17 protein-coding genes and 2 riboswitches are annotated in these 21571 nt (G+C 65.4%); of the genes, 3 read left to right on the forward strand and 14 right to left on the reverse strand.

The window, feature by feature from the left end; translation table 11 throughout:
* The first annotated feature begins 8 nt into the window (after positions 1-8).
* Positions 9-3140, forward strand: a complete 3132-nt coding sequence (locus CAG34_RS21340) for an efflux RND transporter permease subunit (RefSeq protein ID WP_085592239.1) — start codon at positions 9-11, stop codon at positions 3138-3140.
* On the opposite strand, the gene CAG34_RS21345 is transcribed toward CAG34_RS21340, so the two are convergent.
* From CAG34_RS21345 to nhaR, 13 genes are all read right to left on the reverse strand, one after another.
* Positions 3137-4474: an MFS transporter gene (locus tag CAG34_RS21345; protein ID WP_085592241.1), complete on the reverse strand. Its 1338-nt coding sequence runs from the start codon at positions 4472-4474 to the stop codon at positions 3137-3139. The two genes, CAG34_RS21340 and CAG34_RS21345, sit on opposite strands and share 4 nt — an antisense overlap.
* Positions 4475-4737: 263 nt before the next feature.
* A complete protein-coding gene (locus CAG34_RS21350; protein WP_085592243.1) occupies positions 4738-6888 on the reverse strand; it encodes a TonB-dependent siderophore receptor in 2151 nt (716 codons plus the stop codon).
* Positions 6889-6958: 70 nt separating this feature from the next.
* Entirely contained in the window at positions 6959-7369 is a 411-nt protein-coding gene (locus tag CAG34_RS21355) for a DUF2946 family protein (RefSeq protein ID WP_085592246.1), read from the reverse strand.
* Positions 7370-7503: 134 nt separating this feature from the next.
* Positions 7504-8280 carry a ParA family protein gene (locus CAG34_RS21360; RefSeq protein ID WP_085592248.1) on the reverse strand — a complete coding sequence of 259 codons (777 nt, stop codon included), beginning with the start codon at positions 8278-8280 and terminating at the stop codon, positions 7504-7506.
* A gap of 228 nt (positions 8281-8508) precedes the next feature.
* Positions 8509-10080 carry a sensor domain-containing diguanylate cyclase gene (locus CAG34_RS21365; RefSeq protein ID WP_085592250.1) on the reverse strand — a complete coding sequence of 524 codons (1572 nt, stop codon included), beginning with the start codon at positions 10078-10080 and terminating at the stop codon, positions 8509-8511.
* Between the two features lie 78 nt (positions 10081-10158).
* A complete protein-coding gene (locus CAG34_RS21370; protein WP_085592252.1) occupies positions 10159-10638 on the reverse strand; it encodes a hypothetical protein in 480 nt (159 codons plus the stop codon).
* Positions 10639-10846: 208 nt separating this feature from the next.
* Entirely contained in the window at positions 10847-12187 is a 1341-nt protein-coding gene (locus CAG34_RS21375) for an OprD family porin (protein WP_085592254.1), read from the reverse strand.
* A 16-nt stretch (positions 12188-12203) separates the two neighbouring features.
* On the reverse strand, positions 12204-12992 hold the full coding sequence (locus CAG34_RS21380; RefSeq protein WP_085592256.1) for an ABC transporter ATP-binding protein: 789 nt from the start codon (positions 12990-12992) through the stop codon (positions 12204-12206).
* The gene (locus tag CAG34_RS21385; protein ID WP_085592258.1) at positions 12989-14005 is read right to left on the reverse strand and encodes an iron ABC transporter permease; all 1017 of its coding nucleotides are present in this window, start codon (positions 14003-14005) and stop codon (positions 12989-12991) included. Before CAG34_RS21385 ends, CAG34_RS21380 begins: the two co-directional genes overlap by 4 nt.
* Positions 14005-15015 (reverse strand): ABC transporter substrate-binding protein, encoded by a 1011-nt coding sequence (locus CAG34_RS21390; protein ID WP_085592260.1) that lies wholly within the window; start codon positions 15013-15015, stop codon positions 14005-14007. The genes CAG34_RS21385 and CAG34_RS21390 overlap by 1 nt, the downstream gene beginning before the upstream one ends.
* Positions 15016-15125: 110 nt before the next feature.
* Positions 15126-15324, reverse strand: a riboswitch (cobalamin riboswitch).
* Positions 15325-15352: 28 nt separating this feature from the next.
* Positions 15353-16519 (reverse strand): DUF1624 domain-containing protein, encoded by a 1167-nt coding sequence (locus CAG34_RS21395; RefSeq protein WP_085592262.1) that lies wholly within the window; start codon positions 16517-16519, stop codon positions 15353-15355.
* Between the two features lie 203 nt (positions 16520-16722).
* Entirely contained in the window at positions 16723-18849 is a 2127-nt protein-coding gene (locus CAG34_RS21405) for a TonB-dependent siderophore receptor (protein ID WP_085592264.1), read from the reverse strand.
* A gap of 108 nt (positions 18850-18957) precedes the next feature.
* A riboswitch (cobalamin riboswitch) is annotated at positions 18958-19166 on the reverse strand.
* Between the two features lie 34 nt (positions 19167-19200).
* Positions 19201-20094: a transcriptional activator NhaR gene (gene nhaR / locus CAG34_RS21410; RefSeq protein ID WP_085592266.1), complete on the reverse strand. Its 894-nt coding sequence runs from the start codon at positions 20092-20094 to the stop codon at positions 19201-19203.
* A 135-nt stretch (positions 20095-20229) separates the two neighbouring features.
* Between nhaR and CAG34_RS21415 the strand changes: the two genes are divergently transcribed.
* Together CAG34_RS21415 and CAG34_RS21420 are read left to right on the forward strand one after the other, a co-directional pair.
* The gene (locus CAG34_RS21415) at positions 20230-20469 is read left to right on the forward strand and encodes a hypothetical protein (protein ID WP_025338519.1); all 240 of its coding nucleotides are present in this window, start codon (positions 20230-20232) and stop codon (positions 20467-20469) included.
* A gap of 29 nt (positions 20470-20498) precedes the next feature.
* A complete protein-coding gene (locus CAG34_RS21420; protein WP_003260907.1) occupies positions 20499-21251 on the forward strand; it encodes a TerC family protein in 753 nt (250 codons plus the stop codon).
* Between the two features lie 132 nt (positions 21252-21383).
* Here CAG34_RS21420 and CAG34_RS29040 read toward each other — a convergent pair whose 3' ends face one another.
* Positions 21384-21560: a hypothetical protein gene (locus CAG34_RS29040; RefSeq protein WP_167506588.1), complete on the reverse strand. Its 177-nt coding sequence runs from the start codon at positions 21558-21560 to the stop codon at positions 21384-21386.
* Between the last annotated feature and the right edge of the window lie 11 nt (positions 21561-21571).

The raw sequence follows: 21571 nt of genomic DNA on the forward strand, positions 1-21571 counted from the left end.
ACGCTTGCATGTTCGAACGCCTGATCCAATTCGCCATCGAGCAGCGCCTGGTGGTGATGCTGGCCGTGGTCCTGATGGCCGCGGTGGGTATCCACAGCTACCAGAAACTGCCGATCGACGCTGTACCGGACATCACCAACGTCCAGGTGCAGATCAATACCGCCGCACCCGGCTATTCGCCGCTGGAGACCGAGCAGCGCATCACCTTCGCCATCGAGACCGCCATGGCCGGCCTGCCCGGGCTCAAGCAGACCCGCTCGCTGTCGCGTTCGGGCCTGTCGCAGGTCACGGTCATTTTCGACGACGGCACCGACCTGTTCTTCGCCCGCCAACTGGTCAACGAGCGCCTGCAAGTGGCGCGTGAGCAGTTGCCCGACGGCATCGAAGCGGGCATGGGGCCGATTTCCACCGGGCTGGGTGAAATCTTCCTGTGGACGGTGGAAGCCGAGCAGGGCGCGCTGAAGGAAGACGGCACGCCCTACACCCCGACCGACTTGCGGGTGATTCAGGACTGGATCATCAAGCCGCAGCTGCGCAACGTGCCCGGGGTGGCCGAGGTCAACAGCATCGGCGGCCATGCCAAGCAGTACCTGATTGCGCCGGAGCCCAAGCGCCTGGCGGCCTACAAACTCACCCTCAACGACCTGATCGCGGCGCTGGAGCGCAACAACGCCAACGTCGGCGCCGGTTACATCGAGCGCAATGGCGAGCAGTTGCTGATTCGCGCGCCAGGCCAGGTGGCGTCGGCCGAGGACATCGCCAACATCGTCATCTCCAGTGTCGATGGCACGCCAATCCGCGTCAGCCATGTTGCCCAGGTCGGCCTGGGCGAAGAGCTGCGCTCGGGCGCGGCCACCGAAAACGGCCGGGAAGTGGTGCTGGGCACGGTGTTCATGCTGATTGGCGAGAACAGCCGCACGGTGTCACAGGCGGTTGCCGCCAAGCTGGTCGAGATCAACCGCAACCTGCCCAAGGGCGTGGTCGCGGTGACGGTGTACGACCGCACCAACCTGGTGGAGAAGGCCATCGCCACGGTGAAGAAGAACCTGGTCGAAGGTGCCATCCTGGTCATCGCCGTGTTGTTCCTGTTCCTGGGCAACATCCGCGCTGCGCTGATCACCGCCATGGTCATTCCGTTGTCGATGCTGTTCACCTTCACCGGCATGTTCAGCAACAAGGTCAGCGCCAACCTGATGAGCCTGGGCGCACTGGACTTCGGCATCATCGTCGACGGCGCGGTGGTGATCGTGGAGAACGCCATCCGCCGCCTGGCCCACGCCCAGCAACGCCATGGCCGCATGCTGACCCGCACCGAGCGCTTCCATGAAGTGTTCGCTGCCGCCCGTGAGGCGCGTCGGCCGCTGATCTATGGCCAGCTGATCATCATGGTGGTGTACCTGCCGATCTTTGCCCTGACCGGGGTGGAGGGCAAGATGTTCCACCCTATGGCCTTTACCGTGGTCATCGCCCTGCTTGGTGCCATGATCCTCTCGGTTACCTTCGTGCCGGCGGCCATTGCCCTGTTCGTCACCGGCAAGGTCAAGGAAGAGGAAGGCCTGGTAATGCGCACGGCGCGTCAGCGCTATGCCCCGGTGCTGGCCTGGGTGCTGGGCCGGCGCAAGCTGGCGTTCGCTGGCGCCGCTACCCTGGTGTTGTTGTCCGGGGTTATGGCCAGCCGCATGGGCAGCGAGTTCATCCCCAGCCTCAGCGAAGGCGACTTCGCCCTGCAGGCCCTGCGGGTGCCGGGTACCAGCCTGTCGCAGTCGGTCGACATGCAGCAGCGCCTGGAGCAGGCGATCATCGCCCAGGTGCCGGAAGTGCAGCGGGTGTTCGCCCGCACCGGCACCGCCGAGATCGCCTCCGACCCGATGCCGCCGAACATTTCCGACGCCTATGTGATGCTGCGTCCGCGTGAGCAATGGGGCGACCCGGGCAAGCCGCGTGATGAGCTGATCGCCGAGGTACAACGTGCCGCCGCCAGCGTGCCGGGCAGCAACCACGAGCTGTCGCAGCCGATCCAGCTGCGCTTCAACGAGCTGATTTCCGGGGTGCGCAGCGATGTGGCGGTGAAGCTGTTCGGTGATGACATGGATGTGCTCAACCGCACAGCCGCGCAGATCGCCAGCAGCCTGCAAGGCGTGCCGGGCGCGTCCGAGGTAAAGGTCGAACAGACTACCGGCCTGCCGGTGCTGACCATCGATATCGACCGCGACAAGGCGGCCCGCCATGGCCTCAACGTGGGTGATGTGCAGGACGCCATTGCCATTGCCGTGGGTGGCCGCACGGCCGGCACGTTGTACGAAGGTGACCGCCGTTTCGACATGGTGGTGCGCCTGTCGGAAACCCTGCGCACCGATGTCGACGGGCTGGGCAGCCTGCTGATTCCGGTGCCGGCCAGTGCTGCTGCGGGTGCCGGGCAAATAGGCTTCATCCCGCTGTCGCAGGTCGCCACGCTGAACCTGCAGCTGGGGCCGAACCAGGTCAGCCGCGAGGATGGCAAGCGGGTGGTGGTGGTCAGTGCCAACGTGCGTGGGCGCGACCTGGGTTCGTTCGTCGAGGAGGCCGAGCAGACGTTGATCGAGCAGGTGCAGATACCGCCGGGTTACTGGACCCGCTGGGGCGGCCAGTTCGAGCAGCTGCAGTCGGCGGCCGAGCGCCTGCAGGTGGTGGTGCCGGTGGCCTTGCTGCTGGTCATGGCGCTGTTGCTGATGATGTTCAACAACCTCAGGGATGGCCTGCTGGTGTTCACCGGCATCCCGTTCGCCCTTACCGGCGGGGTGCTGGCGCTGTGGTTGCGGGATATTCCGTTGTCCATTTCCGCTGGCGTGGGGTTCATTGCCTTGTCGGGGGTGGCGGTGCTCAACGGGCTGGTGATGATCGCCTTTATCCGTGGCCTGCGGGAGGAAGGGCGCACGCTGCGGGCAGCGGTCGAGGAGGGCGCGCTGACGCGCTTGCGGCCGGTGCTGATGACGGCACTGGTGGCGTCGCTGGGGTTCATCCCGATGGCCTTGGCGACCGGGACCGGGGCCGAGGTGCAAAGGCCGCTGGCGACCGTGGTGATTGGCGGGATTCTGTCGTCCACCGCACTGACCTTGCTGGTGTTGCCGGCGATGGGCCGCACAGCGGCCCCAAAATCCTAAACGGTACGACGAGCCCCAGTCCTTGCACCGTCGCCCCCAGCCTCATCATGCAACGAAATCCGCGAAGTCTCCGGCAACGCCAACCCACCCACCAACGCCACCAGTGCAATCACCACCAGGTAGAACGCCGGTGCCAGGCTGCTGCCGGTCTGCCCGATCAGCCAGGTCGCCACCAGCGGTGCGGTGCCGCCAAACAGTGTATAGGCCACGTTGTAGGTAATTGCCGAAGCGGTATAGCGGGTGCGGGTAGGGAAGCTTTCCGACAGCAATGCCGCCGTGACCACGCCACTGCACAACGCCCCCACCGCCAGCAGGATCACCCCCAGCAGCGCACCGGACATCGAGCCGGAACTGGCCAGCCAGTACGCCGGGAACACGCACAGCATCACCCACAGGCAGGTAAAGCCGATGGTCTTGCGCCGCCCGACGCGGTCCGAGAACGCCCCGGCCAGCGGGCAGCCGACCGCGGCGAACAGCAGGGCCACGGTGGTTACCAGCAGCGATTGCGCGCGGGTCAGGTTGCCGACCAGTTGCAGGTAGGTGGCGAAGTAGGTGGTGAACATGTAGAACGACAGCGCGGTCAGCGAGATGAAGGCCCCCAGGTTGCGGATCGCCCGGCCATGGTTGCGCAGGGTTTCCTTGAGCGGCGAATGTTCATGCTCCTTGCCCTGGGCGATGGCTTCGCGGAACGCCGGGGTTTCTTCCATGCGCCAGCGCAGGTACAGGCCGACCAGCCCCAGCGGCGCGGCGATCAAGAACGGGATGCGCCAGCCCCAGGCGTTCATCGCCTCGGCCGACAGGCTGGCTTCCAGGCCATAGGCGATCACTGCCGCGCAGGCAAAGGCGGAAAAGGTCGACACCGGCACGAAGCTGCCATAGAAGGCGCGCTTGTCGTTGGGCGCATGCTCCATCAGGTAGGCGCAGGCCCCGGCATACTCGCCACCGGCGGAAAAGCCCTGCAGGCAGCGCGCCAGGGTCAGCAGCGCGGGGGCTGCCAGGCCGATGCTGGCGTAGGTCGGCAGCAGGCCGATGAGGGTCGTGGAGCCGGCCATCAGCAGGATGGTCAGCGACAGGATGCGTTTGCGCCCCAGGCGGTCACCCAGCGCGCCGAACACGATGCCGCCCAGCGGGCGCAGGGCGAACGCCACGGCGAACACCGCAAAGGTCTTGAGCAAGGCCACGCTGGCGTCTTCGCTGGCGAAGAACTGGCTGGCGATCAGGGTAGCGAGAAAGCCGTAGACGGCGAAGTCGAACCATTCGACGAAATTGCCGATGGCCGAGGCGGCGATCACCCGGCGCAGGGTGGCGGGGGATACCTCGTGAGGTGTGGGCATGCGAGTGCTCTCCGGTTCCATTGGCAGGCATGATGAAAGTGGCGCGGTCGGGCCGCGCCATCATTGTTGTGCTTGCCAGTAGATCGCCGGGTGCTGGAGGACGCTTTGTCGAGGGCGACCTCGGGATACCTGATTCAACCGAACGTGATGGGCTGCCCCTGGTGGCCCTATCGCCGGCAAGCCAGCTCCCACAGAATTTGCACCGCACTCTAGGCTTGTGCAGTAACTGTTGGAGCTGGCTTGCCGGCGATAGGGCCATGCGCTCAGAAACGCATGTCCAGCGCCAGTTCGAAGGCACGCGGCGGCCCCATGTAGTACTGGCTGTTGTAGGCCTGCTTGGCATACACCTCGTCGGTCAGGTTGCGTACCCGCCCGGTGAGCGTGGTGTGTTCATCCAGCCGGTAGCGGGCGAACGCGCCGAACAGGGTGTACGCCGGGGCCTTGAGGCTGTTGGCGTTGTCGGCATACACCGAGCCCACGTAGCGACCGTCTGCCCCCACCGACCACGCCGGGGTCAGGCTGTAGCTCAGCCACAGGTTGGCGACGTTGGCCGGTACGTTCACCGGTGCGTTGCCCTTGCGCGATACCGACACGCCGTTGACCGCCTCGTTGAACTCGTCGTAGTGCGCATCGACATAGGCATAGTTGGCCTCGGCCAGCAGCTTCGGCGTCACCTGCAGGCGCCCGGACAACTCGACACCGCGTGAGGTCTGCTGCCCGGCCTGGACCGTGAGGTTGGCGTCGTTGGAGTCGCGCACGGCAAAGTCCTTGCGCACGATCTGGTACAGCGCCAGCGTGGCCGCGCCGCGCCCGTCGAGAAAGTCGAACTTGCTGCCCACTTCCCACTGCTCGCCCTTGGACAGGTCGAACAGCCCGACGTTGGAATAGGTCGCTGCCGCCAGCGAGCCGGCCGGCAAGTCGGCAGAGGTACTGTACTGCGCATAGACGCTGGCGGACGGGGTCAGCGCGTAGGTCAGGCCGATACGCCCGGAAAGCGGTTCCCAGCGCCGTTCGAAGAACGCCGGCGAGGTTGGCGTTACCGCGCCGTAGTTGGTCACCTGCATGTCCAGGTAGTCGTAGCGCAGGGCGGTCAGCAGGGCCAGGCGCTCGGTGAGTTGCAGGCGGTTTTCGGCAAACACCGCGCGGTTGGTCACCTCGTGGCGGCGTTGCTTGGTCAGGCCGGCATTCACTCCGGGGATGTCGTCGAAGCTGCCGGGGTCGAAGTGCTCGGCATCGACCACATCGCTCCAGCTGCTCGAGGTGGGGTAGAGGGTCTGGCGCATGCGCGAGTACTCCAGCCCCAGCGACCACTGGCTGGCCAGGCCGAACAGCTGGTTGTCGTGGCGCAGCTCGATGCGGTCGCCCAGCAGGTTCTGGTCGTGGCGCTGCAGGTAAGGGCTGCTGCGTCGTACCCTGCCATCGTCGGTGTAGCTGTAGCGTTCGAGGTTGCGGTAATCGCGCTGGGCGTTGTAGTGGTACAGCGTGTTCTGCACGCTGGTGCTGTCGCTGAGCTGGTAGTCGAGGATCGAGCGTAGCCAGCGTACCCGCTGCTCATAGCGGCCGTCGCCGACGTTGTAGTTTTCGAAGCGGCGGCTGTTGTCGATCTTCATCGTGCTGCGCCCGGGCAGGATCGGCGAGCCCCAGTAAGGGCTGTCTTCGCGGTCTTCCTGGTACTCCAGGGCCAGGGTGTGAGTGAGGTTGGGCGTGAGGTCGCTCAGCAACGAGAAGGCCAGGCTGTCGGTGTGCCGTTCGTTGCGGTCGATGTAGCCGTTGCCCTGCCCGCGGCTGAAGTCCAGGCGCATGAAGTGGCGGGCATCGGCGGGGTTGCTGGCCAGTGCCTGGTTGATGCCGAACGCCACTTCGCTGTCGTCGAAGCTGCCATGGCGGATACGGCCGTCGATGGTCTGCTGATCGCGGCTGGCCAACTTGGTGATGTAGTTGATCGAGCCGCCCACCGCGCCCGCACCATGCAGGAACGACGATGGCCCGCCGATCAGTTCGACGCGGTCGAGCACCCAGGCATCCACTGGCCGGGTGGCGCTGCTGTAGCCCAGGTTGATGCCGTTGTACAACTGGGTAACCTGGTTCTGGGTGAAGCCGCGGTAGGCGACGAAGCCGCCAAAGCCGGGGTTGGCCGAGGCATTGACGCCGGTCATGGCGTTGATCACATCCTGGCTGTCCTTGGCGCCGCGCTCCTCGATCAGGCGGCGGTCCGAGACACTGACCGAGGCCGGCGTTTCCCGCGCGGTGAGGCCCAGGCGCGAGCCGGTGCGGATCGGTTCGTCCAGTTGCACGCCGCTGGCGGCGTCGTGTTCACCGTTGATGGTGGTGGCGCTCAGTTCCACCGGGGCAGCATCCGCCCAGGCAAGGTTGCAGGTGCCCATGAGGAGCACCAGGGAGGTTTTGCGAAGCATGTTGGTGTGTCTTCCACGCAAAGGTCATGGCTGACCGCGAGCGCGCGCAGTCAGGCGCGCCCGGCTGAGGTCAGGCGAAATGAAGTACGGCTGCGGGGAAAGCGACGGGGGAGGCGCGGGGGTTGAGGGCGGGGCGTTGATAGCGCGGCGGCGGTTGCGCCCAGCTGCGCACCACGATGGGCGATGTGGCCACGGCTTGCGCCGGGGTGAACGACCAGCCGCTGCTGCTGAGCGGCACGGCCAGGCCGAACGAGGAGCACACCGGGCAGTCGAGCTGGGCCATGTGCTGGTCGCCGCCGGCGCCATCCAGGTCGATGGCAACGCCGTGTTCGCTGTTGATCGAGCAGAAACCGCCTTCCAGGCCGGCCAGGCGCAGGCCACCCATCTGGCCATGGTGCAGGCCGCACAGAACCAGGCTGAACAGGACACTGGCGTAGAGCGTCCAGGCGGTCAGCGTGCGGGTATGCCGGGTGGTTTTCATGGCGGCGAATCTACCATCCGGATGAAAGGTCGGGTAGTGCTTCGGGCTTGTTATTTTGGGGCTGCAATTGACGCGATCCCTTGTAGGAGCGGCCTTGCGTCGCGAAAGGGGCGCAAAGCGCCCCCAGGGTTCTGTCAGGCCGCACGCTCCAGTACATCCAGCAAATCAACAAACTCCAGCGCCAATTTGTGCCGCGGCGCCAGGTGCACCAGCGGCACCGAGGCCTGGTGCGATTCACGCATCTTGATCGAACTGCTCAGGTACACCGGCAGCACCGGCATGCCTTCGCCGCGCAATTGCTCGACCAGGGTCTGGTGCAGCGCGGTGCGCCCGGCGAACTGGTTGACCACCACACCTTCCACCTCCAACGCCGGGTTGTGGTCCTGGCGCAGTTCTTCGACCTCGGCCATGATGCAGTGCAGGGCCTGGCGCGAAAAGCTGTCGCAGTCGAACGGGATCAACAGCCGCTCGGCCGCCACCAGCGCGCTGAAGGTATAGAAGTTTAGCGCCGGCGGGGTGTCGATGTAGATCCGCTCGTAGTCCTCGCCCAGTTCCACCAGCAGCTTGCGCAGCTTGTTGATCTTGAACTTGCTCTCCAGCTTGCCTTGCAGGTCGCTGAGGTCGGGGCTGGCGGTCACCAGGTGCAGGTTTCTGTAGCGGGTTTCGGTGATCGCCACCCGGTGCTTCTTGCCGGCAGCGGTGACTGGCGACAAGGTCTGGCGGAAGAAATCGGCGATGCCGGAAGGAATGGCGTCATTGACCAGGCCGGTCAGGTAGTAGGTGGCATTGGCCTGCGGGTCGAGGTCGACCAGCAAGGTCCGGTAGCCTTCGGCGGCACTGGCGGCGGCAAGGTTGCAGGCGATGCTGGACTTTCCGACGCCACCTTTCTGATTGAAAACCACACGACGCATTAGACGCTCATCCATGAAGTGAAAATGTCAGGTTGGGGTCAATCCTATGACTGGAACAAGACAGTTTTATGACAAGGAATGTTACAGCCTGCGCATTCATTATTGTTTGTACCGGCCCTTTCGCGGGCATGCCCGCTCCCACAGGTCATGCGCCACCCTCAAGGGCAGCAGAGTTCCTGTGGGAGCGGGCGTGCCCGCGAAAGGGCCGGTACAGGCGAAGCAAGACGCTCAGGCAACAACCACCCGATTGCGCCCCTCCTGCTTGGCCCGGTAAAGCGCCCGGTCAGCCTCGCTCAACGCATCCCCCGGTTCGCTCTCGGTCTCGCCATCCCAATGCGCCACCCCCAGCGAAACGGTCACCGCCCCCACCGGCTCCACTGGCGTATCCTGCACCGTCACCCGCAGCCGCTCGGCCACCACTGCCGCAACGTCCAGGCCGGCCCCCGGCAGCAGCATCAGGAACTCCTCGCCGCCGGTGCGGCACAGCAGGTCACCCTCGCGGCAGCAGCGGCGCATCAGCTCCGCCAGCCGGCGCAGCACCTGGTCGCCCACCTCGTGCCCGTGGCAGTCGTTTACCCGCTTGAAATGGTCGACATCCAGCACGATGGCCGCAAATGCCCGGCCCTCGGCTTCCAGCAACGACAGGTTGAACTCCAGGCTGCGGCGGTTGCCCAGGCCGGTCAGCGGGTCGGTCTGGGCGTCGCGGTTGAGCCGGCCGATGCGTTCATGCAGCAGGTTCAGCCCGAACAGCAGCGCGCGCTTCAGCTCGGCCGCCTCGAAGTACCAGGCCGGTACCCGATGCAGGCGCTCGGCAGTGCCGGCCCGGTCCATCGAGCGGGCGCCGGCGGCCAGCTGCCACAGCGGCCGGGCGATGGTCATGGCCAGCCACCACAGCAGCACGCTGCCCACCAGCGCCAACGGTGCGGAGGTGCCGACCACGTTGAGGATCAGGTGGCTAAGCGGCGTCACTGTCTGGGTCAGCGGCTGCTGCGCCACCACGCCCCAACCGGCGCTGGGCACGGTGGCGTATCCGGCGAGCATTTCCACGCCGAGGCTGTTGGTCAATTGCCGGGTACCATTGCCCAGGCCCGCCAGCTGGTCGATCAATTCATTGCCTTCAACCACCGTCCCTACGCGCTGGCTGTCGGGGTGATACAGCAGACGGCGGTTGCGGTCGACCACGTACAGGTAGGAACCATCCTTGTAGAAATGCTCCCCCAGCAGGCTGTTGAGGATGTTGCGTTCACGCAGGTACAGGCTGCCGCCGACATACCCCAGGTAGCGGCCGTTGCTGTCGTAAATGGGTTGCGACAGCGCCACCACCAGGTTGTTGGCCGCCGAAATGTAGGGCGTCGACACCAGTGGGCGGCGCGCCTGTAGCGCCTCCTGGACCCCGGGCGAATGCATGTGGCTGCCGACCAGGTGCCGCAAAGGGGCGGGGGAAATCGCCAACAGCACCCCGTTGGCATCGATCACGAACGTGGAATTGAAGGCCATGCTCTGGCTCAGGACACGCTCGGTCTCCGCCTGCAGGGCGACAGCGTCACCCAGCTGGCGGCCTTGCACACCAGCGCTGAACGACAGCTGCTGCAAGGCGTTGTCGATAAAGGTCTCGGTGATGCTTGCCAGCTTCATCGCATACACCCGGTTGGCTTCCAGGGCATGGTCGATCAGCAGTTGGCGTTGCACCCGGTAGCTGGCGAAGTAGCTGGCGCACAGCATGACCACGGCGGTAAGGGCGCAAAGCACCAGAATGAGTGTGCGTAGATCCAGGCGCAGTCCGTGCTTGGCGTGTGGCAATCCTGACCTCGGGTGATCGAAAAACAGCTACGAAATGGGAACAACCTTACGCCTTATGAGCGCAGTGGGGAACCGCGTTCAGGAGCCTGCCTTTTCCAGCGCGTCCAGTTCGTCTTCCACCTGCTGCATGCGCTGCTCGGCCAGGGCCTGCACCTTCGCGTCGCGGGCCGATTCGCGCATCAGGGCGGTGAGCTTTTCGCTCAGGCGCTTGCCGGCCTCGGTGTCTTCCAGGGCACGGGCCTTGGCCGGGTCCTGGGTGGCCTCGACGATGGTAGCGAACTCGGCATCGCTGAAGTTCTTTTCGCTGTACAGGCGGAACAGGTCCTGGCGCTGGTCCTCGACGGTCAGGTGCTTGCGCAGCACGTCCTGGATGGTCGCCTGCGGCAGCTGCGGGTGCGTGCGGCCGAGCAGCGCGGCCATGCGCTCGATGTTGTGCGTGTAGGCATCCTGCAGCGGCAGCTGGGCCAGGATCTGTTCTTCACGGGAGGGTTTCTGGTCGCAGGCGGTGAGGGCTGCAGTCAGCAGCAGGGGCAGCAGCAACTTCTGGAGGCGAGGCATGGCGTGGCCTGGTTGGGCAGTGAGTGCTGCCGATTATACGGCAGTTGTGGTTGCCTGATGGATTTTGGGGGCCGCTGTGCGGCCCATCGCGACACAAGGCCGCTCCTACAGGGATCGCGCTTGGCCAGATCTGTATGCGAATCCCTTGTAGGAGCGGCCTTGTGTCGCGATGGGCTGCAAAGCAGCCCCATTCAGGCAACGCGGAGCATCAGAACCCACCCCCCAACGGCCATTCCACCGCCAACCGTATCTGGTCCCCATCCAGCTCCGCCTGTGCCGTATTGCCCCGATGCACGTTATGCCGCAGCGAAAACGCGGTGCCCTTGGCCTTGCCGCTCTGCACCACATACCGTGCCTCCAGGTCGCGCTCCCAATGCTTGCCCCCCTTGCCATACCCCAGGTACGCATACCCGCCCGCAGGGTCGACATGGCTGCCGTCGATATCGAACCCGCGCACGTACAACGCCGTCAGGTTCAACCCCGGTACGCCGTAGGCGCCCATGTTCAGGTCATAGCGCGCCTGCCACGATTTCTCGTTCGGTGCGTTGAAGTCCGACATCTGCACCGCGTTGGCAATGAAGATCGCCCCTCGCGTCACGTAGTCGAATGGCGTGTTGCCGTCTACCTGCTGCCAGCCCAGGCTGAAACCGTGCGGCCCGTGGTCGTAACGCGAGACCAGGCTCCAGGTGGTGTTGTCGATGTGCCCGGACAGCGCCTTGCCGGTGTCGGTGGTGCGGTACAGGTTGAGGTCGAGGGTGAGGCTGCGTCGCTCATCCAGGGCATGGTTGAGGGTGCTGCCCAGGTAATGCTGGTTCCAGCTGTCCTGGTAGCGTGAGGTGTACAGGCTGCCGCTGAAGGCGGCGCCGGGGTTCCACACCACGCCGGCCAAATCGAAGCTGTTGCCCTGGCGGCCATTGGAGTAGTTCACCACAAAGCCCTGGTCGTGGCTGGAAGCATTGCGGTCGGCGTTTTCGTTGAAGTGCCCGGCCACCAGCCTGAGGTGGTCGAACTCGGTGCTGTCGAGGAAGAACCCGGTCGCGGTCTCGGGTAGCAGGCGGCTGTCGGAGGAACTGAACACCGGGGTCTTGACCCGTTGCTCACCGTAGGACAGCACGGTATCGGACATGCGCAGTTTCAGCGCCGCGCCGGCACGGCTGTATTCGTTCTTCGGGTGCCCCTCGTTATCCACCCCGAGCAAGCGTGCCTTGCCCACGCGCCCGCCGCCGCTGTCGAGTTGCACGCCCAGGTAGGCGTGGGCGTCGACCCCGACACCAATCAGCCCCTGGGTGAAACCGGACCGGAAGGTGCCCATCAGGCCATAGGCCCATTCCTCGGCCTTGCCGCTACGTTCATCGCGCGGCTTGTAGGCGTTGCGCCCGGCACTGTTGCGCCCGCCATGCTTGTAGTCGCGCTGGTCGAATACGCTGCGGTTGAGCAGGCTCCAGCGGCCATCCTCGACAAAACCGTTGCTTTGCGACTGGGCGGAGTCGGCCAGCGCAGGGGGCGCGAGCAGGGCGCTGGCGAGCAGCAAAACGGCAGGGCGCGGCATGGGCAGAACTTCCTGTTCAGGGGGCGCGAAAACGCAGGATGCGCGCGCCGTCGAAGGGGTCGATGAGGTAATGGGCGTGCACGCCGAAGGTGTTCAGCAGGCGCTCGGGTGTAAGCACCTCGAGCGGTTTGCCGAGGGCGACCAGGCGGCCCTTGTCGAGCACCGCGACGCGGTCGCAGGTGAGCGCCTGATTCAGGTCGTGCAAGGCCACCAGGGTGGTCACCGGCAGGGCCTGCACCTGTTGCAACAGGCTCAGCTGGTGCTGGATATCCAGGTGGTTGGTCGGCTCGTCCAGCAGCAGCACCTGCGGCCGCTGTGCCAGGGCACGGGCGATGTGCACGCGCTGGCGCTCGCCACCGGACAGCGACCCCCACAGGCGGGTACGCAGGTGCAGGGCGTCGAGGTCGGCCAGGGCCTGCTCGACGATCGCGCGGTCCTCCCGGGAGAACGGCGCCAGCGCCGACAGCCAGGGGGTGCGGCCCAGGGCAACGGCATCGAACACGCTGATCGCATCGAGGGTGTCGGCCTGCTGTTCGACCAGCGCCAAGGCCTGGGCGACACGGCGTCGGGGCAACCGTGCCAGCGGTTCGCCCAGCAGTTGCACGCTGCCGCTGCCTGGCTTGCGCAGCCCGGCCAGCACCTTCAGCAGCGAGGATTTGCCGGAGCCGTTGGGGCCGACAATGCCCAGGGTTTCACCGGCGACAACGCTCAGTTCGATATCGCTGAGCACGGTGTTGCCGGCCAGTTGCAGCCCCAGGTTCTGGCAACTCAAGGGGGCCAGCTGTAGCGCCGTCATGACCGTCATGGGCGCCCCCGGCGGCTGACCAGGATCAGCGCGAAGACCGGTGCGCCGAGCAGCGCGGTGACCACGCCAACGGGGATCACCTGGCCAGGGATCAAGGTGCGCGACAGGATGTCGGCGGCAATCAGGAACAGTGCCCCGCCCAGTGCGCTGGCGGGCAGCAGGCGGCTGTGCCCGGGGCCGAGCAGCAGGCGCAGGGCATGGGGGATCACCAGCCCGACAAAACCGATGGCGCCGACGATGGAAACCATCACGGCGGTCACCAGCGCCGCGCAGCTGATCAGCAACAACTGGGTACGCCGCACCGGGATGCCCAGCGATGCCGCCGAGTCGGCGCCGAAGGTGAAGGCATCCAAGGCACGGCGATGCCACAGGCACACCAACAGCCCGAACAGTACAACTGGCACGGCCAGCCACACCGAAGGCCAACGCACGCCACTGAGGTTGCCCAGCAGCCAGAACAGGATGCCGCGCGCCTGCTCGGCGGTGGCCGACATGCTGATGAGGAAGGCGGTAAGGGCGTTGAACAGTTGCGAGCCGGCGATCCCGGCAAGGATCACCTGGGCATTGTTGCTGCTGGGGCCGGCTGCCCGGGCCAGCACCAGTACCAGGGCGAACGCTGCCAGGGCGCCGATGAAGGCGCCGCCGGACATGCTCAGCGCCAGGCTGCCGAAGCCCAGCAGGCCCACCAGCACCGCACCGGTCGAGGCGCCGGCAGACAGCCCCAGCAGGTAAGGTTCGGCCAATGGGTTGCGCAACAGTGCCTGGAGGATCACGCCGCAGGTGGCCAGGCCGGCGCCGCAGGCCGCAGCAACCAGGGTGCGGGGCAGGCGGTAGTTCCAGACGATGCCGGTGTCGATCGGGTCGACCGGATAGCCGGCCTGCCACAGGTGGTTGGCCAGCACCTGGCCGACCACGCCGGGCGACAGGTTGGTTTCGCCGATGGCGGTGCCGGCCAGCAGGGCCGCCAACAGAGCGGCCAGGGCAACGGCGATGCAGGGTAACAGGCGCATCATCACTGGGCTGCTTTGCCGCTGGCGAAGGCGGTGGCCAGTGTCTGCAGGCCGCTGAACAAGCGAATGCCGGCCTGCATGGCGTCGGCGTCGAGGATGATGATGCGATCGTGCTTCACCGCGTCCATGTTGCGCGTTACCGGGTCGCTACGCAGGAATGCCAGCTTCTTCTGGTAGTCGTCGGCGGGGTAGCGGCGGCGGTCCATGCGGGCAATGATCAGCCAGGTGGGGTTGGCCTTGGCCAGGGTTTCCCAGCCTACGGTCGGCCATTCTTCGCTGGACTCGACCACGTTGCGCACGCCAAGGGTGCGCAGCATGAAGTCGGCGACCCCCTGGCGGCCCGCCACGTAGGGGTCGATGTGCAGGTCGGCGCTGGAGAACCAGAACAGCGCCGAGGTGGCGGACAGGTCCTTGTCGGCCAGTTGTGCCTTGGCACTGTCCAGGCGGCCTCTGAGTTCGGCATTCAGGGCCGTGCCACGGTCCTGCACATCGAAGATTGCCGCCAGCTGGCTGACGCTCTTGTAGATAGTGTCGACCTGGAACGCCTGCAGGCGGGTGCCATCGGCGCCCACCAGGTTGTCCTTGCCTTCGCAGTCCGACGGCAGCAGGTAGGTGGGGATGCCCAGTTCATCGAACTGCTCGCGGGTGCCGACCACGCCCTGGGCACCGACCATCCATTCGAACTGCACCGTCACCAGTTGCGGGCGCTTGCCCACTACCGCCTCGAAGCTGGGTTCGTTGTTGGCCAGGCGCGGCACCTTGGCGTTCTGCACCTGGTACTCGGGCAGCACGTTGTTGAACCACAGCGAAGTGGCCGCCAGTTTGTCGCCCAGCCCCAGCGCGTAGAGCATCTCGGTACCGGCCTGGCCAATGGTGACCGTGCGTTGCGGCGCCTGGGCGAAGGTTTGCGGCTTGCCGCAGTTGTCGACCGTCAGCGGGTAATGGGTGGCAGCAGCCTGGGCCAGGCCGGTGAGGCCGAGGCCGGCGAGCAGAGTGGCAAAACGGGGCAGCATGCTGGGCGATCTCCTATCGGACAGTTCGGGTGAGGAACGCACGGACAGGCATCGCCGAGCCCCCGCTGGCGGCAGGGGCAACACTGATGGCCAATCCCGGACACCCCGCCGGTTGGTGAATGTAGGCCGGCAGGTCTCCTGACTGGTGCGTCATGGCCTGGCTCCGGCCTTCCCGGGTTCGTGGCCCAGTGGCATCGATGGAGCAGGCTCGGCACCTACAGTTGCGGGGGCAGTTCCGTTTGGCCCGAATTGGCGGGCCTGGGATTCCCTATTGATTCCGTGGTGGAAACCGGCGGCCGGCATGGTAGACCATCGTGCCGCCGGGTGAAAACGCTTTTCAGAAGTACTTCAGCCAGGTGATGTCGCGCCGCCGCGCCTTCAGGCGGGCGAACCAGCGCACCGGCAGGTACAGCGAAACCGCCAGCAGCACTGCCCCCAGCCACACCGCGGCGATGCCGTCGAAGCCGAAGTAGTCGCCATGGTTGCGGCCGAACAGCGCCACGCTGGCCAGGTACAGCAGCTTCAGCACATACAGGTGCAGCAGGTAGAAGAACATCGGTGCCGCGCCGAACACCGCCAGGGCACTGATCCAGCGGGCCTGGCCGGCGCGTTCGAAGGCGCGCAGCAACAGCAGGCCACAGCCCAGGGTCAGGGCCAGGAACAGCAGCGACGGCGGGTACTTGGTGATGTTGAAGAAGCTCATCAGGGTTTGCGTGACGGTCGGGTAAGCGCTCCACGGCGCCTCGCCGTAGCCGTTGACCAGGCGCAACACGACAAAGCCCAGCAGCGCGATCAGCCCGGCCAGCAGCAGGCGATGCTGGCGTTGGCCGGCCGCGCTGCCACGGGCGAACCACGGGCCCAGGCCGTAGCCCAGGGCGATGACACCGATCCACGGCAGCACCGGGTAGGAGGTGCGCAGGCGCAGGTTTTCGGAGAACTCCAGCCAACCCCGGTCATGCAGGATCGCCCATGGCACATGCAGGGCGGATTCGGCGCCGAAGTGCAGGCCGTCGAGCAGGTTGTGGCCGGCGATGATGATTGCGCCCAGGGTGATCAGGGCGGCACGTGGCAGCCAGATCAGCAGCGACAGGGCGATCATGCTCACGCCGATGGCCCAGATCACCTGCAGGTAGATGACGCTGGGCGGCAGCTGGAAGGTCCAGGCGAAGTTGACCAGGGTGAATTCCAGCACCACCAGGAACAGCCCGCGCTTGAACAGGAACGCCGAGACATCGCCGCGGCCCTGGTGTTTCTCGCCGTACAGCCAGGCCGACAGGCCGGTCAGCATGACGAACACCGGCGCGCACAGGTGGGCCAGGGTGCGGCTGAAGAACAGCGAAGGCTCGGTGGTATCGATCGCCATCGGGTCGCTGACCTGGCGGTGCAGGAAGAAGGTTTCGCGGACATGGTCCAGGAGCATGAACAGGATCACCAGGCCGCGCAGGGCATCGATGCTCTGCAGGCGCTGGGTGACCAGGGTGGGGGTGGCGCTGGCGCTTGTCATGGGAGGTCGCTGATAGGAATGGATGTCAACTGAAACGTTATCTTATAACTAAATGATGGTGAGTTGGTAACTGTTTTTGTGGGACCTGTACCGGCCCTTTCGCGGGCTTGCCCGCTCCCACAGGAATTTCACCCATTCTGAAATCTGTGCAGTACCTGTGGGAGCGGGCAAGCCCGCGAAGAGGCCGGTGCAGGCAGTTCAGGTCAGAAGCTGTAATCCACCGTCGCAAAGTACGACCGTGGCATCCCCATCAGCCACTGCTGGCCACTGAACGCCGACTGCACATACTCGCGGTCGAACAGGTTGTTCAACTGCAACCCCAGCCGCACATCCGGCAACACCTGCCAGCCGATGTCGGCATCGACCACGGTGTAGCCGGGGGCGCTCTGGGTGTTGGCGGTATTGGCATATCGTTCGTCCACATAGCGCGCGCCAATGCCGGCCTCCAGCCGCTGGCCGAAGCCTTTGCTCAGCCACAGGTTGGCGGTACGCCGCGGGACATTGGCCGGGCGATTGCCCGCACGGTCCTGCGCCGCGCCGCCGACCATTTCGTCGAAGTCGTCATACCTGGCGCGCACGATCGCCGCGTTGGCCGACACCTGCCACTGGTGCGCCAGCGCCAGTTCCAGGGTTGCCTCCAGGCCGTCGGACGTCTGCTGGCCAGCCTGCTGCTTCTCGTGGGTGACCGGGTCATCCACCAGCAACTTCTTCTTGACGATGTGGTAGGCCGCCAATGTCCATTCGCCACGCCCGTCCCAGAAGCGCTGCTTCAGGCCCACCTCGGTCTGCCTGGCCTCGGTCAGGTCGTAGTGCATCTGGTTGGCGCTGAGGCTGATGAGATTGTCGACCCCGTCCTCGCTGGTGGAGTACTGGCCATACAGCGACAGGTCGTCGCTGACCGCAAACACCAGCCCGGCACGCCAGTTGCCCCCTTGCAGGCTGCGGTCGCTGCGGCTGTCGGTGGTCAGTTTCTCCTGGACGATGTGGTTCTGGTCGCGGCGCACGCCGGTGACCAGGGACAGGCGATCGCTCAACTGCAGGCGGTTTTCGGCGAACAGGGCAAAGGTGTGGGTGGTGGACAGCGTTTGCGGGCGCAGCGGCGAGGCGCTGTGGAACCAACCCGGTTGTGGCTGCCACGGGTCGACGTAGTCACCGCCCACATCGTTGTAGGGCGCGTTGCTGTCGACGTTGAAGCGGACTTTGTTGTACTCGGCGCCGACCACGGTCTTGCTGGCCAGGCCGAACAGCGTGTGGTCGAGGGTGAAGGCCTGGCGATCGCCGAACTGTTCCTGGTTGTGCTTGATCTGCAGGTAGCTGCCGCGCAGCAGCTGCTGGCGCCCGGCATCCCAGCTGTACTCCTCGGCATTGCGCCAGTGACGGTGGCTCTTGATGTAGTACAGCTGGTTGCTGGCGCTGAGGTGGTCGCTCAACGTCCAGTCGGTGTTCAGGCGGGTCCATTCATCGACGTAGTGCTGCACATCGTCCTGCACGTTGTAGTTCTTCTTGCGCAGGCTGCTGCGGTAGTGGCCGTCGATCAGCGGGGTGCCGTAGTAGTTGGCAGGCTGCGCATCGCCGCGGTCGTGGGCGAGGGTGAAGCTGAGGTCGTCGCTGGCATCGAAGCGCAGCGCGGCGCTCAGCGCCAGGCTGCGTGACGGGGTGCGGTCGACCCAACCGTTACCGGTTTGCTGGTTCAGGGCCAGGCGGTAGCTCAGGCGCTCGCCGAGGCTGCCGCCGCTGTCCAGGCCGAGCTGCTGGCGGTCCCACGAACCGTAGCCCAGGCGCAGGTGGTTGCGTACCTCGCCGGCAAACGGCTTTTTCGGGACCACGTTGACCACCGCACCGGTGGCGCCTTCGCCATACAGCACCGAGGCCGGGCCGCGAATCACATCGATGCGCTCGACCATCCACGGGTCGACCGGGAACGTCTGGGTGCCGGCACCGGTGTACAGGCGTGCGCCGTCGAACAAGGTCATCACCGAGTTGTGCCCGGTAAAACCGCGGGCGGACAGACCCGTGCCGCCGTCGCCCGGGGAGCCGATGTAGCTGATGCCCGGTGAGCGGGTTACCGCGTCCTGCACGGTGAGGTTGTTGCGCTGCTGGATCTGCTCGGCGCTGATGCTGCTGGTGCTGGCCGGTGTCTCCAGGGCGCTGAGGCCCAGGCGCGAGCCCGCCTGGGTCGGTGTGGCCAGGTCGATGGCGTGGCTGCCTTGGGTGTCGGTGATGGCCGTGGAGGGCAGGGCCAGTGGCTGTCGGTCAAGGTCATCGGCCAGGGCCGGCAGGGATACGGCCAGGCAGGCCGCCAGGGGGTGAAGCTTGAAGATACGGGACATGTCGTTCCACTACTGCAGGAATGAATGGATCCCGGTGGAAAACACGCAAAGGCGCACCGTGCACGCAGGCGCACGCACGGATACCGGCCTGCGCCCGCCCACCGCGGGTTGCCAAGTGAAGCTCCAGGCCGGTCTCCGGGCTTGCGAGGGGCATGAAACCTTCACCTTCCCATGCATGTGCACAGTGGTATCTCGAAGGGTTCGCTCGCTTACCGTTGCGGGGGCAGCGCCGGACTTGTCGTGGGCAACACGACGCACCGGCTTCCCGTTTCACCCTGCGCGCGGCGGCGCAGGGCACCTGAAACTGGCGGGCATATGACCATTGAAACGCGGGGGCGTCAAATCTGCCTGCTACCAATGAAACAACTCTCGTCGCGCCCCCTCGGTAATCGCCACGATCCCCGGGTGCTTGACCTTGCGCTCCACCGAAATGGCATAGAACGACTCGTGCACCGCCTCGGTCTGCCCGATCAGCTCTACGCCGTACTGGCGGCACACTTCCTCGGCGATCACGCTGGGCGCGACGAAGATGCCGCTGCCCGACTGCCCGAACGCCTGCATCAAGGCACTGTCATCGAACTCGCCCACGATCCGTGGCTGCACCTGCTGCTCACCCAGCCAGCGCAGCAGGCGGCTGCGTACCACGGTTTCCTGCCCGGGGATAAGCAATGGCGCATCCTGCAGGCAGGCGGGGAAGGGGCCTTCCAGGCGTTGTGCCAGCGCCGGGGTGGCGAAGAAGCTCAACCCACACTCGCCCAGTTTCTGGCTATAGCCCTTGATGTCCAGGTGGCCGGGCATGGGGCTGTCGGAAATCACCAAGTCCAGACGCTGGATCGCCAGGTCGGCCAGCAGCCGTTCGAGCTTGTCCTCGCGGCAGTTGATACGCAGCACGTCGTCCAGCTCCATGGTCGGTGCCAGCAGGCGGTAGACGATGGACTTGGGCACCACGTCCGCCACGCCCACGCGGAACAGGATCTGCTCCTGCGGGCCGGCCCGCAGCATGGCCTCCAGCTCGTTACCCAGCTGGAACATCTGCTCGGCATAGATCAGCGTCTGGCGCCCTGTTTCGGTCAGTTCCAGTTGGCGCCCCACGCGCTGGAACAGCTCCAGGCCGTAGGTCTGTTCGAACAGGCTGATCTGCCCGCTGATGGTTTGCGGGGTCAGGTTCAACTGTTCGCTGGCGCGGGCGATGCTGCCGGTCTTGGCCACGGCCCAGAAGTAGTGCAACTGCCGATAGTTGAGCATCGGTATGTTTCCGGAATCGTAAAAAACGAAGTATAACCGCTGAAAATACGAATTTTCCGGATGTGTTGCGCTCTTTAGAATACGACTCCATCAGGCGCCGTGTGCGCCGCCGGAACATGAAAAAGCGAGGAACCCATGCTGCAACTCAAATCCATCGGCACGCCGCTGGTGCTGGCCTTGGCCCTGTTCACCCTGGCCGGTTGCGAGCAGGCCGAGAAATCCGCCCAGCAGATGCTCGACCAAGCCGCACAGTCGGCCAAGCAGGCCATCGACGACACCAACAAGGCCGCACAGCAGGCGTTGAGCGAGGCCATCGGCAGCGAAGGGCACAAGCCCAAGGACGCCGACAAGAAAGAAGACACCCAGGAAATCTGACCCCCAACCGCTGCTGCAGGATTTGAACAATGGAATACTTGCTGGAACTCGTCGCTAGCCCTACCGCCTGGGTTGCCCTGGCTACGCTGGTGGCCATGGAAGTCGTGCTGGGCATCGACAACCTGATCTTCATCTCCATCCTGACCAACAAGCTGCCGGTGGAGTACCGCTCCAAGGCGCGCCGTATCGGTATCAGCATGGCCCTGGTCATGCGCCTGGCCTTGCTCAGCACGGTGGCCTGGATCGTCCAGCTGACCGACCCGGTGTTCGAAGTGTTCGGCAATGCCTTCTCCTGGAAGGACGTGATCCTGATTGCCGGTGGCCTGTTCCTGCTGTGGAAGGCGACCAAGGAAATCCACGAGAACGTCGACCCGCACGGGGCCAAGGAAGAAGCCAAGGTGTCGTCGACGGTTACCCTGGGCTTTGCCGCGGCGATCTTCCAGATCCTGTTGCTGGACATCGTCTTCTCGGTCGACAGCATCATCACCGCCGTGGGCATGACCGAGCACCTGCCGATCATGATCATTGCCGTTATCACTGCCGTGATCGTCATGATGGTGGCCGCCGACCCGTTGGCCAACTTCATCAACGACAACCCGACCGTGGTGATGCTGGCCCTGGGCTTCCTGATCATGATCGGCATGACGCTGATCGCCGAAGGTTTCGGCGCCCATGTACCGAAGGGTTATGTGTACGCAGCCATGGCCTTCTCGACGGCGATCGAGATCCTCAACATCCTGGCCCGTCGGGCGCGGTTGAAGCGCGAAGCGGCTGAAGGTTGATGCAAGAAAAGCGGGGCGCTTGCGCCCCGTTCGCGGGCTTGCCCGCTCCCACAGGTGCCGCGTCAGCCGGATAGCTACGTGGTCCCTGTGGGAGCGGGCAAGCCCGCGAAGGGGAGTAGGGAAAATCTGTAGTCAGTGCACCCCGGCATGCCGCCGCGCCCGGCGCACAGGCTGTGGCTTGGCGGGGGCCTGCGGTGGCAGGTGGTGGTGGGAGTGACGCCGCACGATACGCAGTACACCCCATAGCATGGCGGCTGCAACGCTCAGCCACATGCCCACCAGCATGAGGATTGCCATGGTCAGGCTCATCTGTGCCTCCA

Source organism: Pseudomonas sp. B14(2017) (assembly GCF_002113255.1).
Lineage (GTDB): Bacteria > Pseudomonadota > Gammaproteobacteria > Pseudomonadales > Pseudomonadaceae > Aquipseudomonas > Aquipseudomonas putida_Z.

What these genes read in the sequence shown, in the direction of transcription:
- CAG34_RS21405 (WP_085592264.1), bottom strand. Translation starts at nt 18,849, where the DNA reads ATGTCCCGTATCTTCAAGCTTCACCCCCTGGCGGCCTGCCTGGCCGTA.
- CAG34_RS21350 (WP_085592243.1), bottom strand. Translation starts at nt 6,888, where the DNA reads ATGCTTCGCAAAACCTCCCTGGTGCTCCTCATGGGCACCTGCAACCTT.
- nhaR (WP_085592266.1), bottom strand. Translation starts at nt 20,094, where the DNA reads ATGCTCAACTATCGGCAGTTGCACTACTTCTGGGCCGTGGCCAAGACC.
- CAG34_RS21380 (WP_085592256.1), bottom strand. Translation starts at nt 12,992, where the DNA reads ATGACGGTCATGACGGCGCTACAGCTGGCCCCCTTGAGTTGCCAGAAC.
- CAG34_RS21390 (WP_085592260.1), bottom strand. Translation starts at nt 15,015, where the DNA reads ATGCTGCCCCGTTTTGCCACTCTGCTCGCCGGCCTCGGCCTCACCGGC.
- CAG34_RS21415 (WP_025338519.1), top strand. Translation starts at nt 20,230, where the DNA reads ATGCTGCAACTCAAATCCATCGGCACGCCGCTGGTGCTGGCCTTGGCC.
- CAG34_RS21395 (WP_085592262.1), bottom strand. Translation starts at nt 16,519, where the DNA reads ATGACAAGCGCCAGCGCCACCCCCACCCTGGTCACCCAGCGCCTGCAG.
- CAG34_RS21385 (WP_085592258.1), bottom strand. Translation starts at nt 14,005, where the DNA reads ATGATGCGCCTGTTACCCTGCATCGCCGTTGCCCTGGCCGCTCTGTTG.
- CAG34_RS29040 (WP_167506588.1), bottom strand. Translation starts at nt 21,560, where the DNA reads ATGAGCCTGACCATGGCAATCCTCATGCTGGTGGGCATGTGGCTGAGC.
- CAG34_RS21420 (WP_003260907.1), top strand. Translation starts at nt 20,499, where the DNA reads ATGGAATACTTGCTGGAACTCGTCGCTAGCCCTACCGCCTGGGTTGCC.
- CAG34_RS21360 (WP_085592248.1), bottom strand. Translation starts at nt 8,280, where the DNA reads ATGCGTCGTGTGGTTTTCAATCAGAAAGGTGGCGTCGGAAAGTCCAGC.
- CAG34_RS21340 (WP_085592239.1), top strand. Translation starts at nt 9, where the DNA reads ATGTTCGAACGCCTGATCCAATTCGCCATCGAGCAGCGCCTGGTGGTG.
- CAG34_RS21375 (WP_085592254.1), bottom strand. Translation starts at nt 12,187, where the DNA reads ATGCCGCGCCCTGCCGTTTTGCTGCTCGCCAGCGCCCTGCTCGCGCCC.
- CAG34_RS21355 (WP_085592246.1), bottom strand. Translation starts at nt 7,369, where the DNA reads ATGAAAACCACCCGGCATACCCGCACGCTGACCGCCTGGACGCTCTAC.
- CAG34_RS21345 (WP_085592241.1), bottom strand. Translation starts at nt 4,474, where the DNA reads ATGCCCACACCTCACGAGGTATCCCCCGCCACCCTGCGCCGGGTGATC.
- CAG34_RS21370 (WP_085592252.1), bottom strand. Translation starts at nt 10,638, where the DNA reads ATGCCTCGCCTCCAGAAGTTGCTGCTGCCCCTGCTGCTGACTGCAGCC.